The sequence below is a fragment of the Aminobacterium colombiense DSM 12261 genome, assembly GCF_000025885.1.
Classification (GTDB): Bacteria; Synergistota; Synergistia; order Synergistales; family Aminobacteriaceae; genus Aminobacterium; species Aminobacterium colombiense.
Map to the genome: position 1 here is coordinate 677087 of NC_014011.1, position 13713 is coordinate 690799.

At 45.9% G+C, this 13713-nt stretch carries 22 protein-coding genes; all 22 read left to right on the forward strand.

What is annotated here, in order from left to right; all coding sequences use genetic code 11:
- Positions 1–16: 16 nt before the first annotated feature.
- The 22 genes from infA to AMICO_RS03380 all read left to right on the forward strand — a co-directional run bounded on the left by infA (position 17) and on the right by AMICO_RS03380 (position 13707).
- On the forward strand, positions 17–238 hold the full coding sequence (gene infA, locus AMICO_RS03280; RefSeq protein WP_013048052.1) for a translation initiation factor IF-1: 222 nt from the start codon (positions 17–19) through the stop codon (positions 236–238).
- A 119-nt stretch (positions 239–357) separates the two neighbouring features.
- Entirely contained in the window at positions 358–483 is a 126-nt protein-coding gene (gene rpmJ, locus AMICO_RS10030) for a 50S ribosomal protein L36 (protein WP_013048053.1), read from the forward strand.
- Positions 484–490: 7 nt separating this feature from the next.
- Positions 491–868 carry a 30S ribosomal protein S13 gene (gene rpsM / locus AMICO_RS03285; RefSeq protein WP_013048054.1) on the forward strand — a complete coding sequence of 126 codons (378 nt, stop codon included), beginning with the start codon at positions 491–493 and terminating at the stop codon, positions 866–868.
- A 35-nt stretch (positions 869–903) separates the two neighbouring features.
- Positions 904–1296 carry a 30S ribosomal protein S11 gene (gene rpsK / locus AMICO_RS03290; protein WP_013048055.1) on the forward strand — a complete coding sequence of 131 codons (393 nt, stop codon included), beginning with the start codon at positions 904–906 and terminating at the stop codon, positions 1294–1296.
- Between the two features lie 32 nt (positions 1297–1328).
- Positions 1329–1958 carry a 30S ribosomal protein S4 gene (gene rpsD, locus AMICO_RS03295; RefSeq protein WP_013048056.1) on the forward strand — a complete coding sequence of 210 codons (630 nt, stop codon included), beginning with the start codon at positions 1329–1331 and terminating at the stop codon, positions 1956–1958.
- 12 nt (positions 1959–1970) lie between these two features.
- Positions 1971–2990: a DNA-directed RNA polymerase subunit alpha gene (locus tag AMICO_RS03300; protein WP_013048057.1), complete on the forward strand. Its 1020-nt coding sequence runs from the start codon at positions 1971–1973 to the stop codon at positions 2988–2990.
- Between the two features lie 4 nt (positions 2991–2994).
- Positions 2995–3348 (forward strand): 50S ribosomal protein L17, encoded by a 354-nt coding sequence (rplQ, locus tag AMICO_RS03305; RefSeq protein WP_013048058.1) that lies wholly within the window; start codon positions 2995–2997, stop codon positions 3346–3348.
- A 2-nt stretch (positions 3349–3350) separates the two neighbouring features.
- The gene (locus tag AMICO_RS03310) at positions 3351–4184 is read left to right on the forward strand and encodes an energy-coupling factor transporter ATPase (protein WP_013048059.1); all 834 of its coding nucleotides are present in this window, start codon (positions 3351–3353) and stop codon (positions 4182–4184) included.
- Complete coding sequence (locus tag AMICO_RS03315; protein ID WP_013048060.1) at positions 4169–5014, forward strand: ATP-binding cassette domain-containing protein; 846 nt, start codon at positions 4169–4171, stop codon at positions 5012–5014. The genes AMICO_RS03310 and AMICO_RS03315 overlap by 16 nt, the downstream gene beginning before the upstream one ends.
- Positions 5011–5823, forward strand: a complete 813-nt coding sequence (locus tag AMICO_RS03320; protein WP_013048061.1) for an energy-coupling factor transporter transmembrane component T family protein — start codon at positions 5011–5013, stop codon at positions 5821–5823. Before AMICO_RS03315 ends, AMICO_RS03320 begins: the two co-directional genes overlap by 4 nt.
- On the forward strand, positions 5823–6638 hold the full coding sequence (gene truA, locus AMICO_RS03325) for a tRNA pseudouridine(38-40) synthase TruA (protein ID WP_013048062.1): 816 nt from the start codon (positions 5823–5825) through the stop codon (positions 6636–6638). Before AMICO_RS03320 ends, truA begins: the two co-directional genes overlap by 1 nt.
- A gap of 59 nt (positions 6639–6697) precedes the next feature.
- Positions 6698–7747: a rod shape-determining protein gene (gene mreB / locus AMICO_RS03330; RefSeq protein WP_013048063.1), complete on the forward strand. Its 1050-nt coding sequence runs from the start codon at positions 6698–6700 to the stop codon at positions 7745–7747.
- 6 nt (positions 7748–7753) lie between these two features.
- Positions 7754–8188: a YkgJ family cysteine cluster protein gene (locus AMICO_RS03335; RefSeq protein WP_013048064.1), complete on the forward strand. Its 435-nt coding sequence runs from the start codon at positions 7754–7756 to the stop codon at positions 8186–8188.
- Positions 8189–8326: 138 nt separating this feature from the next.
- A complete protein-coding gene (locus AMICO_RS03340; protein WP_013048066.1) occupies positions 8327–9511 on the forward strand; it encodes a DUF3084 family protein in 1185 nt (394 codons plus the stop codon).
- Positions 9512–9514: 3 nt separating this feature from the next.
- Complete coding sequence (locus AMICO_RS03345) at positions 9515–9736, forward strand: hypothetical protein (protein WP_013048067.1); 222 nt, start codon at positions 9515–9517, stop codon at positions 9734–9736.
- Complete coding sequence (locus tag AMICO_RS03350; protein ID WP_013048068.1) at positions 9720–10145, forward strand: GNAT family N-acetyltransferase; 426 nt, start codon at positions 9720–9722, stop codon at positions 10143–10145. Before AMICO_RS03345 ends, AMICO_RS03350 begins: the two co-directional genes overlap by 17 nt.
- Positions 10146–10299: 154 nt before the next feature.
- Positions 10300–10785 carry a ComF family protein gene (locus AMICO_RS03355; RefSeq protein ID WP_148211315.1) on the forward strand — a complete coding sequence of 162 codons (486 nt, stop codon included), beginning with the start codon at positions 10300–10302 and terminating at the stop codon, positions 10783–10785.
- A 148-nt stretch (positions 10786–10933) separates the two neighbouring features.
- Positions 10934–11377: an OmpH/Skp family outer membrane protein gene (locus tag AMICO_RS03360; protein WP_013048070.1), complete on the forward strand. Its 444-nt coding sequence runs from the start codon at positions 10934–10936 to the stop codon at positions 11375–11377.
- Positions 11378–11472: 95 nt separating this feature from the next.
- Positions 11473–12303: an HAD-IIB family hydrolase gene (locus AMICO_RS03365; RefSeq protein ID WP_013048071.1), complete on the forward strand. Its 831-nt coding sequence runs from the start codon at positions 11473–11475 to the stop codon at positions 12301–12303.
- Between the two features lie 48 nt (positions 12304–12351).
- Positions 12352–12849: an adenosine-specific kinase gene (locus tag AMICO_RS03370; protein WP_013048072.1), complete on the forward strand. Its 498-nt coding sequence runs from the start codon at positions 12352–12354 to the stop codon at positions 12847–12849.
- 57 nt (positions 12850–12906) lie between these two features.
- Positions 12907–13272, forward strand: coding sequence for a DRTGG domain-containing protein (locus tag AMICO_RS03375; RefSeq protein ID WP_013048073.1), 366 nt, complete (start codon positions 12907–12909; stop codon positions 13270–13272).
- Positions 13273–13275: 3 nt separating this feature from the next.
- Positions 13276–13707: an ATP-binding protein gene (locus tag AMICO_RS03380; protein ID WP_013048074.1), complete on the forward strand. Its 432-nt coding sequence runs from the start codon at positions 13276–13278 to the stop codon at positions 13705–13707.
- The last annotated feature ends 6 nt before the right edge of the window (positions 13708–13713 follow it).

A 13713-nucleotide genomic window follows, 5' to 3' on the forward strand; every position in this document is an offset into this window, starting at 1 on the left:
AGGTTGACAAAACCGTATGGCGAATAAGGACGATGTCATTGAAGTTAGGGGAACAGTCATAGAACCGCTTCCGAATGCCATGTTTAGGGTGGAATTGGAAAATGGGCACAAGATTTTAGCTCATGTTTCAGGAAAAATGAGGATGCACTTTATTCGAATTCTGCCAGGAGACAAAGTTCTCGTAGAAATTTCACCTTATGACTTGACACGAGGACGAATAGTGTATAGATATAAATAACTTGTGTTCTGCCCTTATGCTTAACCGCGGCTGGTAAAAGCATTAAATAGATAGGTCGAGAGATACCCGGAACGTCGATAAAAATCGGGTAAAGGTTTTCTCGGAGGAGCGTGGAAGAAATGAAAGTCAAACCATCGGTTAAACCGATATGCGAGCATTGCCGTGTAATACGGCGAAAAGGAGTGGTCCGGATCATTTGCAGCAAAAATCCGCGCCACAAACAGAGACAGGGTGCAAGGAGGTAACGAGCACATGGCCCGAATTGCTGGTGTAGATCTACCGCGCGAAAAGCGGGTTGAAATAGCGCTTACATATATTTATGGAATTGGACTTCCTACATCTCATTTGATTCTGGCTGCTACGGGTATTAATCCTGATACGCGAGTAAAGGATCTCACAGAAGAAGAAGCTCAGAGAATACGTAAAGAAATACAGGAGCATTACAAGGTAGAGGGAGACCTGCGCCGCGAAGTAACCATGAATATTAAGCGGTTAATGGATATTGGTTGCTACAGAGGACTTCGTCATAGGCTGGGGCTTCCTGTTCGTGGTCAAAAGACCAAAACGAACGCTCGTACACGGAAAGGGCCACGCCGTACCGTAGCTGGGAAGAAACAGGCCGGGAAGTAAGAAGCAAAGATTGAACATCAAGGAGGCTGACGGACGTGGCCAAACGTACACAGCGTAGAGGAAAAAAAAGAGAAAAAAAGAATGTAAACTATGGGGTCGCTCACATTTTTTCTACCTTTAATAACACTATTGTGAGCATCACAGATAAAGGCGGAAACATTCTATCCTGGGCTTCTGGCGGTAATGTAGGTTTTAAAGGCACTAGAAAATCTACACCCTTCGCAGCGCAAATTGCGGCTCAGCAGGCAGCCAAGACTGCACAGGACCACGGGGTGAAGGAGATCGACGTAATTGTTAAAGGGCCCGGACCTGGCCGCGAATCTGCTATTCGTTCACTGCAGGCAGCGGGACTCCAGGTAAACATGATCAAAGATGCGACGCCTATTCCGCACAACGGCTGCAGGCCGCCGAAGCGTCGCAGAGTTTAATTTCACCCCTATAAGGAGGCGAAAAACACCTAATGAGCAGATATACAGGACCCGTATGCCGTCTCTGTAAGGCTGAAGGAGTAAAACTCTTTTTAAAAGGAGATCGTTGCTTTACAGAAAAATGCGCGATAACACGGGGAGAAACTAAGAATAAACAGAGGAGAGGCAGACCTCGCGCTAAAATGAGCGAGTATGGCCTTCGACTTCGTGAAAAACAGAAATTGCGCCGTTTTTATGGTATGAATGAAGGCCAGTTCCGACGCATGTTTGGCGAAGCTTCCAGAATGTCTGGAGTAACAGGACATAATTTTCTTCAGTTGCTTGAGCGTCGCCTTGACAACATTGTTTACCGTATGGGGCTGGCTACAAGCAGAAGCCAGGCTAGGCAGTTGGTGCTTCATGGCCATTTCACAGTAGACGGGCGTAAAGTGGACGTGCCAAGCTACTTAATTCGTGCCGGTGCGGTTGTAGCTGTTGCTGAAAATAGCAAGGAAGTCGCCATAATTCGCGAAAATGCAGAAGTAGCGGCATCGAGAATGATTCCGGAATGGCTGGAGGTTAATAGCGAGCGGATGGAAGCGAAAGTGCTTTCCATACCAATGCGCGAACAGATAGATGTTCCCGTCAACGAGCAGCTCGTTGTTGAGTTCTATGCCAGATAGTAGGCGTGAAAGGTGTTGGACAAAGTGGAACTAATGCGGCCTGAGATCCGAATTGAGGAGTGTAGCTCGACCTTTGGGAAAGTTATTGTAGAGCCCCTTGAAAGAGGATATGGTGTAACGCTGGGTAACGCTCTCCGTCGCGTGTTGCTTTCCTCTGTGAAGGGGGCAGCCATTACTTCAGTCCGTGTTGATGGCGTTCTACATGAGTTCAGTACTATTCCCGGTGTGCGTGAGGACGTAATCGAACTGATGCTGAATCTTAAACACATCCCAGTGCATTCATACAGCAAGGATGTTAAAGTGTTGCACTTGGAAGCGGAAGGACCCAAACAGGTTGTTGCGGCAGATATTCAGCCCGATAGCGAAATTGAGTTTATTGATCCTGACGCGCCAGTATGCGTACTGGAAGATGGAGCACAATTATCGATGGACCTTTATATAGAACAGGGAGTTGGGTATGCCACTATTGATCGACCGCGACCTGCTTACCTTCCCGCGGATGCCCTTTTGATCGATGCGATTTACTCTCCAGTGCTGAAAGTGCATTACGACGTAGAAGCTGCCAGAGTAGGACAGCGTACTGACTATGAACGACTCGTTTTAGATGTAACTACAAATGGCGTTATTGCGCCGGATGTTGCTGTAGGAGAAGCGGCGAAGATTATCCGCTCATACTTCGGGTTTATCGTAGAGGATGTCGATAAGTTACACCCTCTTGAGGGGATTGATGAAGAAGAGGCAGCTCTTTCAGCGGATGAGGCTGCGGCAGAGGCTGCAGAAGCTGCCAAAGAAGAAGATGACCTTCTTTCTCGGCCTGTGAGGGAGCTTGAGCTTTCCATACGGAGTGAGAACTGTCTTCTTCGCGGAGGTATACACACTATCGGTGATCTTCTAACGCGTACACGGGACGACCTGCTTAAAATCCGTAACCTCGGAAAGATATCTCTCCGTGAGATAGAGGAAAGACTTGAGAAGCAGGGACTTCGCCTCAGCACAGAGAAAAGCGAAGAGAAAGCAGTAAAGGAGGACTAGTTCCATGAGACACCGTATGGATCATAGAAGGCTTGGCCGTTATGGAAGTCATCGCAGAGCGATGCTCTCAAATTTGGCAGCGAGTCTTTTTATAGAAGGAAGCCTTACCACAACGGTGACCCGGGCGAAGGAACTTCGCCGTGTAGCCGAAAAATTTATTACAAGGGCCAAGGGCGGCTCAGTTCACGACCGTCGTATTATACGTGCTCGTCTTGGGCATAAGGAAGCTTCTATAAAACTATTTGAAGATTTGGCAAAACGATATGCCAATCGCCCAGGTGGTTACACGAGAATAATTAAGACCGGCCCCCGCCTCGGCGATGGCTCGCCTATGGCAATTATAGAGCTGGTTGAATAGCAATGACCCCAAAGATAGTCTGTACGCTTCAGGGTGTAGGTTTTTCCTACCCTGAAGCGGACAGTTCTGCACTTGACCAGGTGAGCTTTCAGGTCAGGGAAGGGGAATGGCTGGCACTATTGGGCAGCAATGGTTCAGGTAAATCAACGCTTGCCAAACATTTGAACGCCCTGCTGCTTCCTTCGCAGGGCGCTTGTTTTGTTTATGGCATGGATACTCGTGAAGAGAAAAATCTATGGGCGATTCGAAGCCACGTGGCCATGGTTTTTCAAAATCCCGACAATCAGATAGTAGGGACTGTCGTGGAGGACGATACTGCCTTTGGACCAGAAAACATAGGACTTTCTCCTCTCGAAATTCGACAGCGTGTGGACTGGGCTCTTTCTGTGACAGGGCTGTCCCATAAGATGCAAAATCCAACGTATTCTCTTTCTGGCGGTGAAAAACAGCGATTGGCTGTGGCGGGGGCATTAGCCTTAGACCCTCCGTGCCTTGTGCTTGATGAACCTACAGCCATGCTTGATCCACAAGGGCGTCGAGACCTGCTTGACGTGTTAAAAACACTTCATGCTCAGGGTAGAACGATAATTTACATTACTCATCGCCTTGAAGAAACAGTTCATTGTGATAGAGCGCTTGTTTTAAAAAGTGGGAAAGTTCAATGGGATGGCACCATTTCAGAACTTTTTCGCCACACAGAAAAACTCAATGAATGGGGTTTGGAATGTCCGCCTTTTATTGAATTATGGCAAATGCTGGTTGCAGAGCGGCTGATCTCTGAAAAAACGCCTGCAACAGTGGATGGAGTACAAAAGGCTTTATGTCAATTATTATAAAAAATCTCACCCATACATATCACCCTTCTACGCCGCTTGAAACAGTGGCCTTAGAAGGGATTAACCTAACAACAGAAAAGGGGCAATGGCTCTCCATAGTTGGCCATACCGGTAGTGGAAAATCTACTTTGGCACAACACCTTAACGCTTTGATCGTTCCTGAAAAAGGCGAGGTTATCGTGGAAGGCTTCGTTTCTCGCCCCAAAAGCCAGGATTTGCGGAAGATCAGACGACTTGTGGGCCTTGTCTTTCAATACCCGGAACAGCAGCTATTTGCTGAAACTGTTTTTGACGAAGTAGCTTTTGCTCCAAGAAATTGGGGTGTCTCAGAAGAAGATTTGGAAAAAGTAGTTAATGAAACCTTATTAGAGGTAGGTATCCCATTAGATTTTCTTGACAGGAATCCATTTCAACTATCAGGAGGAGAAAAACGACGAATTGCGCTGGCTTCTGTTCTTGCCGCTGAACCTGCTTACCTGGTTCTTGATGAGCCGACAGCCGGTCTTGATGCGACTGGCCGTAAGGACCTTATTAAATTACTGTCAAAACAGAAGAAGAAGGGGAGAGGCATTATCTTTGTAACTCACGATCTTGAAACAGCGCTTATGTCCAGCGACTCCATTTTGGTGCTTGAAGGAGGGCGGGAAGTAGTGCAAGGTGCTCCAGGCAAAATAATAGAGGAATTGAGCCGTGGGGCAATAAGGGGCCTTCGTATGCCAGAAGTCCTTGAACTAGCTATGTGTCTTGAGCAAAAGGGCTGGGCAGTTCCCTTGACATGGAGTCATTACGACCTTTTTGAGTCTTTGAAAAAGCAGGTGAGATTGTCATGAAGTTTATGAATCACCTCACCTTTGGACAATACGTTCCAGCTCAATCTATTATCCATGCTATTGACCCTCGATGCAAAATTATAGGAACTATATTTCTTTTGACAGGGATTTTCCTTGTAAAACACCCTCTAGCCTTCGGTGTTTGGGGGCTTTTGCTTCTGCTCATCAATTATTTATCCAGGCTGCCTCTTTCTCTTGTTCTTCGTTCTGCGCGGCCTGTGGTGATACTTGTCGTTTTTACAGCAGTGATTCATCTTTTTTTTACCAAGGGGACACCCATTTTTCAATGGGGCATTATTACTGTTACAAAAGAGGGTTTTCGAATGGGTGTCTACATGGGCCTCCGACTGTTGTTTCTTGTCCTCTTTGCTAGTTTTCTAACTCTAACAACAAGCCCAATGGAGTTGGCCGATGGGTTAGAAAAACTATTTTCACCTTTGGCCCCTATGGGTTTTCCTGCCCACGAACTGGCAATGATGATGACCATAGCCCTTCGTTTTATTCCCACTCTTCTTGATGAAACAGATCGTATAATGAAGGCACAGTTAGCCCGTGGAGCAAACCTTGATAAAGGAAATCTCTGGCAGCGTTTACGCGCTATGCTCCCCGTTCTTGTTCCTCTTTTTGTTATAGTTTTTCAAAGGGCGGAGGATCTTGCCACGGCCATGGAGGCCAGGTGCTACAGAGGTGGTAATGGGCGTACTCGTCTAAATCCGCTTCTCTGGAAAAGGCGCGATACTGTAGCTTTGCTTCTTCTCGTTTTCTCTTTATCCCTTCTTATCTATGTTGATCGTATGGTAATTCTCTAATGCGTTATGCAGCAGTTGTATCCTACGATGGGACAGCTTTTTGCGGGTGGCAGAGGCAACTAGGAGTAGCCAGTGTCCAACAAAGCCTGGAAGAAGCCTTGTCCAAACTTTGCGCAACTTCTATCCCCATTGTCGCAGCTGGCAGAACTGATGGGGGAGTCCATTCAAGAGGGCAAGTTATTTCTTTCTCTCTACCTTCCTTTTGGGAACCAAGAAGACTCGTCCTCGCCATTAATTTCTATTTGCCTGAAACTGTGCGTATAATGGGAGTTTTCCCAGTAGAAGAGAGTTTTAGCGCGAGGTTCTGTGCCTTGTGGCGGGAATACCGCTATTATATTTGGCATGGTCCAGCTTTCCCCCCCTACCTGGCACAAAGAGCGTGGTGGAATCGTTGGCAATGGGACAAAACTGCAGTAAAGAAGGCGTGCGAATACTTAGAGGGAACCCATAATTTTAAAGCATTCTGTCCGATCAAGGAGTGCCCTGAAGATACAGTTCGCACAATTTTACGCATAAAATATCTAAGGAGCGGACATCTTTCTGTAATTACAGTGAGAGGCAATTCTTTTCTTATGAATATGGTACGATCAATAGTTGGAAGTCTTGATCTTGTTGGTAAAGGGAAAAATGATCCGGAGTGGATAAAGGAACTTCTTGATGACGAAAAAAAGGATCGCACTTATGCAGGAATGACGGCTCCAGCCCATGGGCTTTATTTTTGGAAGGTCTGCTATAATGCCCATTGCTTTCTTACTATTCCGGAAATACGAGAAAGGGAGATAACAGACGTATTAATCCCTTCTGATTTTGCGTAGAAACACATATAATATTTTCCTGAGAGTGGGAATGTTTTTCTGATAAGGAGGCTACGTTCGTGTTTGGAAGCGATATAGGCATAGACCTGGGAACAGCTACAGTCATTATTTACGTTAAAAACAAGGGTATAGTGCTGCGAGAACCGTCTGTTGTAGCGATTGACCTTGAAAACGGTAAAATTCTTGCAGTTGGGAACGAGGCCAAAAATATGGTGGGACGAACACCAGGAAATGTTATTTCAGTGCGACCCCTTCGAGACGGGGTTATTGCGGATTATTCCATGACAGAAGCCATGCTTCAGTATTTTATGAAGAGGATCAATAAAGGTTTTCGACGTTTCTTTAGAAATAGAGTGATGATCTGTGTCCCTTCAGGGGCGACAGATGTTGAAAGACGGGCGGTGCTGGAAGCAGCAGTAGAAGTTGGAGCGAGGTCTGCCTTCTTAATTGAAGAACCTATGGCTGCCGCAATTGGCGCTAACCTCAACGTGGAAGAACCCAGAGGCAAAATGATCGTAGATATCGGAGGGGGAACAAGTGACATTGCTGTTATTTCTTTAGGAGGCATCGTAGTTTCAAAATCCCTGCGCATTGGCGGGGATAAATTTGATGAAGCTATTATGCGTTATCTTAGAAAACACTATAGCCTTGCCATAGGGGAACAGACAGCTGAAAATTTGAAAATTATGATTGGTACTTGTGGCCAGCAGGATGAGGAAATGTCCATGGTTCTTAAAGGCAGAGATCTCGTTCAGGGGTTGCCTCGGCAGATAGAAATAAGCAGTACTGCGGTAAGCCAGGCTATTGGGGAAATGATCCAGACACTTGTTGACGGCGTCAGAAATGTGCTTGAAATAACGCCTCCAGAACTTTCAGCTGATATTATAGATGGTGGAATAGTCTTAACCGGCGGTGGATCCCTCCTCCGTGGTCTTCCTGAGCTTATTACGGAACAGACAGGTATTAACTGTTTTTGCGCTGATGATCCCATGGAGAGTGTTGCCCTTGGAACAGGTAAGGCACTGGCTGAAATAGACAAGCTTAAGACCACTGGGCGAAGTGGCATTCTCATGACATCCTCCCGCAAAGGGCGAAAGAAAGCGCGTTAGGGGAAGATGGATAATCCACAGATTTGGTGGAGTGATGGCCTTCATTTTGCCTGTTTGGGGTGTGGTCGATGCTGTAGAGGAGAACCTGGCGCAATCTGGGTTTCCGAAGAAGAAGAAATAATTATAGCAGCGTGGCTGAATTTATCTGTTGAAGTTTTTAGGAATAGTTATGAAACAAGACGATGGGGACCTTTAAGCCTAAAAGAGAAGTGTGGAGGAGACTGTATTTTTTATAACCGAGAAGGGGCAAGATGCTCAATTTATCCCGTAAGACCTTCACAGTGTTCTCTTTTCCCTTTTTGGCCTTCTATTTTGGCAACAAAGGAAAGCTGGGATCGCGCAGCGACTCTTTGTCCAGGAATGAACGAGGGGCATTTATTTACTGCTTTAGAGATTGAAAGCCTGCTCAGACAGTTTCCCGCTTCAATCCCATCTCTGTAGTTTTGCTGAAAATGAGGATTGTCCTATGTGGCGATCTCCATTTCATGTTATAAAAAGACTAGCTCCAACTTCAACTGTAAGAGGTGACGTTGAAATACTCAACCAGATTATTATCATTATTGAAATGGAGGAAGAAGTGTGCAGGCCCAGATATGGTCTGATATGAACTGGAAACTCATCATTACTCTTCTCATGGTGAGCGCCATTTTAGCTTATTTTGGAGACCGCGTGGGGATGCGTATAGGGAAAAAGCGCATTTCCCTTTTTGGTTTGCGTCCCCGCCACACAAGTCAGATAATTACTGCTTTCACAGGAGTGGTTATTTCAGTGGGGATATTGCTCACCATGTCAGTTGTATCAGAAAATGTACGGACAGCTCTCTTCTCTATGAAGTTTCTACAGAGTCAGATTATCAATCTTACGGCAGAGCTGCAGGAAAGTCGGGATGAAGCACAGCTTGCGTCAATTCGCCTGATGGAAAGTCAAAGTAAACTGGAAGAACAGGAAAAGAAGCTCCGCGAAATACAGGGTCAGCTTGCCAAGGTTCAACCTGAACTCGAAAAGGCTCAAAAAGAGCTGACTGGCTTGAAAGGAGAAAAAGACTCCTTAAAAAAAGAGAAGGTCAAGCTTGACCAGGAAGTATCCCGTCTCCGTCAGGAAGCCGACCATCTTCGGGAAGGTCTGGTTCAGGTGCGAAGTGGCAGGATAGCCGTTTTTGCCGGAGAGCTTCTTGGACAGCAGGTGGTTCCACCTGGAAGTTCTCAAAAAGAGGTGGAGGCCATTTTTGAGAGCCTGCGACGGAGGGCCGAGCTTATGGTGTCCCTTCGAACAGGCATATCTGCTGATACTATTATTCTTGATGTTGATTTGAAAGTGGAAAGAACTAAAATACAAGAGTGTGTCAATGCTTTAGAGCGTAAATTTATAAGAATTCTGGCCGGTTCAAATGCTTTGCTTGGTGAAGATGTCCGAGTCAGATATGAGGTCCATGACAGCAAGCTTGTCTATCAGAAAGGAAAAGTGGTCGCTTCCCGACTATGGCAGCCTGATGCAGCTGATGCAGCTGATGCAGAGTCTTTTTTACACGACCTTCTCGCAGAGTTAAACCAACGGGCTGTGACCGAGGGGATAATGCCTGATCCTGCAAGTGGAAAAATTGGCGCTATGGATGCCACACACTTCTTTGAGACTGTAGAAATACTTCAGGAAACTCGGCAGGAAGTGGAAGTTGTTGTAGTTGTGGCAGAAGATATTTACACTGAAGGGCCAGTGAAAATAAAATTTGAAGTAGTGCCCTTGGGAGATAGGTTACAGGGGGAATAATTTATGCTTATTGTGGCGTGTCAGATATGTGGAGAAACAAAAGTTCTAGCGGGAACCCCAGACGTAGATGGCATTGCCCGTGCCATGTGGATTTGCCCTAGATGCGGGACTGGTCAGGTTGTGCAGCTCCAGGTTTCAGCTGACGCAAGAAAGAGTGATCTAAGAAAAATAGTTCACGGAATGTCCTTTCCAAAGGTGACAGAATCTCATGAAAACAAAGCTTGATTATGCTTTTTATGATAGCAAGAAGGCGGTGACTTCATCAGAGCTCAGAGAACTCTATCGTTTTACCTTGTGGGGTAAAAGCCGTTCTCTTGAGGACATAGAGCGGATGCTTGAGGGAACCACTATGTGTTTTTCAGTACGGCATGAAGAGAAACTGATAGCCTTTTGCCGTATATTGACAGATTTTATTTTTCGCGGCTCCTTGTGGGATATAATGGTCCATCCTGATTTTCAGGGGAAAGGCATCGGTTCTGCACTCATCAATTATGCTCTTACCCATCCTGCGATTCGTGCCATCCCCCTTATTATTACCTACACGAGTGAACTTGAACCTTTCCTCACTCAGTATGGTTTTGAGCGCAAAGAAGGAGCCCTTATGCTTTTACGGCGCCCCATTGAATATTCTTAGCCTGGGGAGAAACCTCAAGAGGTGGGTAGAGCATTTTTTATGGCCTGTAGAATGTCCTGTTTGTGGAAGGATCGCTTCAACAGGTTGTCTCTCCTGTCTTGAAAATCTTATTCATAATCCCATAATACGTGAGCTAGGCGGAGATCTAACTCTCATGTCTGGATCCACTCATCACGATACGTGCAGGGATCTTGTTCTCCGTTTGAAGTATAGGGGATATGGTCAGTTAGGTGTTGTAATGGGTCAAGCCCTGGCAAAGGTCCTGCCACCTGTTGACTGTGATGCCCTTGTGCCCATCCCTCTTCATAAACAGAGCCGGCGTCCGTGGAATCAGGCGAAACTCATAGCAAAAGGGATAGCCATGGAATGGCGAGTGCCAGTAGTGGAGTTGCTTGTCTGGAATCCGAAGGCTGGCTTTCAGACTTCTTATAGTTCTATAGAACGGCGGTTAATGGCGGAGAATGCTCTTGTTTTTAAGGGAGTGAGAAGAGGCCGCCAGCAGGTACGAGCAGTAGTTTTGATAGACGATGTGAGTACTACTGGCACAACTTTGCGGCGGGCAGCCTGTACACTGAGTGAACACTCCATCTCTGTAAAAAAAGCTATAACGTGGTCGACATCCCTTCGTTATTATCGCTAATATATAGAGCTGGCATGTTTTGGCAGCTTAACTGGTTAGTTTGATTAAATAGAATCCAGAATCAGTATTTTCACCTGGACTTCTTGCTTTTTCAACGTTACAATTTGCCAAGGTGAGTAACTTTTCCCGTCTTGGAGGAGGTCATTGAATGATAGTTTCGAAAAAACTGGTCTTTATAGTTTCTCTTGCCGTTTTGGCAGTGGTCATGGTTGCAGGGTGTTCCATGGCTGAAGAAAAAATTGGTGTGATCGACTCACAGAAGATCGTTTTCCAGCACCCAAAATTTGAAAGTGTCACCCAGCAGCTGAAGGTGATCAGCCAGACAAAAGAGAACGAAATGAAGGCCGCCGTAGACAAAGAAACAGATCAGAACAAAAAAATGGAAATTTACCAGACGAAACGTAGAGAGCTTGCCACGGAAGAGCAACGTTTAATGGAGCCTCTCTTCAAAGAATCTCAAATAGCAGTAAGAACTGTGGCAAAGGTCAAGGGGATTACTGTTGTTATTGAGAAAAGCGCAGTTTACTTTGGGGGCATAGATATTACTGACGATGTTATTCAAGAGCTCAAGAAGACCGCAGCAACCAAGTAGGTTGAATTAATAAGTTAGGAACTGTTCAGGGTTGTGCCCCTTGCCGGCGCAACCCTGTTTTTATATATGGTAATAATTACAGAGAGGGATTTAATATGAAAAAAAGGATACTTGTAACGGACATAGACGGCACCCTTTCTCATGGAGAAGAGGTTCATCCAGATGTGGCGGCCGCCTGTACTCGTCTCAGAGAGAACGGCTGGGAAATTATGGTAGCGACAGGTCGGATCCTTGCCACTTCTAAGAACCATATTAAAGCCATTGGAGCATGGCTTCCTGCCATAGTATATGACGGAGCCCGTCTCATGGATCCTCTCACGGGAAAGTCCCTGTGGGAAGCTGCTTTGTCTTCTCGTGCTGTCGATATGGTGCTGACAGAGGGCTGGAGTGCCCCTCTTGAGCTTCAGATCTTTACAGATGAGGCGGCTATATGCAGAAAAAAAGACAAGGAAACCCGCCTTTTTTTGACAGAAGCAGACGTGCCAGTATACGATAATTTGCAGACTCCCCATGTAGACGAACGGGTTTTTCGTATTATTTTTTATGGCAGCGAACATGAGGTTCTGCAATTGGAAGAGCGCATTGGAGAGACATTGCATGACCATGTTGACGTAATGCGTTCTGGAAAGAATTTTCTTGATGTTGTTCCTCTTGGCGTTTCTAAGGGGGCAGCACTTTCTCATTACGTGGATCAGCTTCAACCAGGCCCTGAGATTCTTGTGGCTGCAGGAGACCACTGTAATGATTTGGCTCTTTTCGATATAGCCCATCTTAGGGTGGCGCCCCGTGATGCTGTGCCGCAAATACTGGAGCGTGCCCATGTAGTGATGCCCCCTGCCCATGCGCAGGGGTTTGTCCGCCTTATAGATTTTCTACTTTCAGGCCATTGGACCAATAGCAGTAGAACAAAACGTGTAGTATTATAAAAAAGCAAATAATTAACTCTCCGACCATAATTAATAAGGAGGATACTCATGGCTGAGATTAAAAAATGGGTTCTTGAACAAATGGAATTTCCAGAGGATTGTAATATTATTCTAGGGCAAAGCCATTTTATTAAAACCATTGAAGACCTATACGAAGCCCTTATCACAGCGTCTTCTTCCCTTCAGTTTGGCATCGCTTTCTGTGAAGCTTCTGGAGACTGTCTTATACGGCACGACGGAAATGCAGAAGACCTTAAGAAAATAGCCGTAGAAAACATTCAAAGATTGAGTGCGGGGCATACCTTTATAATAGTTTTGAGAAATGGTTATCCTATTAATGTTCTGGATCGTATCAAGAACTGTCAGGAAGTATGTCATGTTTTTGCTGCAACCGCTAACCCCATTCAGGTTGTTATCTGTGAGTCTCACCAGGGGCGTGGAGTTGTGGGGGTCATAGATGGCTTTCTTCCCAAAGGGGTAGAAGGTGACGATCATATAGCAGCGCGGAAAGGGTTATTGCGTGACATTATAGGATATAAGCGATAGGAAGGGATAAAGCGACGGTTGTATAGTAGAAGAAATGGTTAACTAGGGGGTCTGAGGATGAAGCTCCGCGAAGTGGTAGAGCATATTAATGGAGACGTTCTATATGGCGAAGAACTGCTCGATTCTATCGAGATAGAGTATGCTTATGGTGCAGATTTGATGAGTGACGTCTTAGCCTTTGCGAGACCAGGTTCTCTTTTGCTTACTGGGCTTACGAATGTCCAAATAATTCGAACGGCCCAAATGCTTGATATTCCAGCAGTGGTCTTTGTTCGGGGGAAGCGCCCCCAGGAGCCTGCTATCAAACTGGCATCCCAATTAGGCATGCCAGTGATACTAAGTCACTGTAGCATGTTTGAGACCTGTGGTGTTCTTTTCAGAGAAGGAGTGTTGCCGTGCAATATCCCGGCGAGAGAGGTGTAAGTTGTGAATGAACCATATATTGAAGAATATGTAGTGGCAGGCCGTGACTTTAGCACTATAGGCGAGGCATCTACCCAATTCAAGGCAGCAATGAAAATGCTAGGTATTCCCTCTATAGTGGCCCGCAGGGCATCTATTGTGGCTTACGAATCGGAAATGAACCTGGTCCTCCACGGTGGCGGCGGTGTTATACGCCTTGTAGTTTATACAGACAAACTTGAGGTGTGGGCTATTGACAGGGGGCCAGGAATAGCTGATATAGGTCTTGCTATGCAGGAAGGATATTCCACTGCGACAGATGAAATACGAGAGCTAGGCTTTGGTGCTGGTATGGGATTGCCTAATATTAAACGACATTCTGATGAAATGTCCATTGATTCTGCAGTAGGGAAAGGGACGGTTTTGAGCGCGACTATTTTCTTTCAAAAAGAGTAGGAGGTA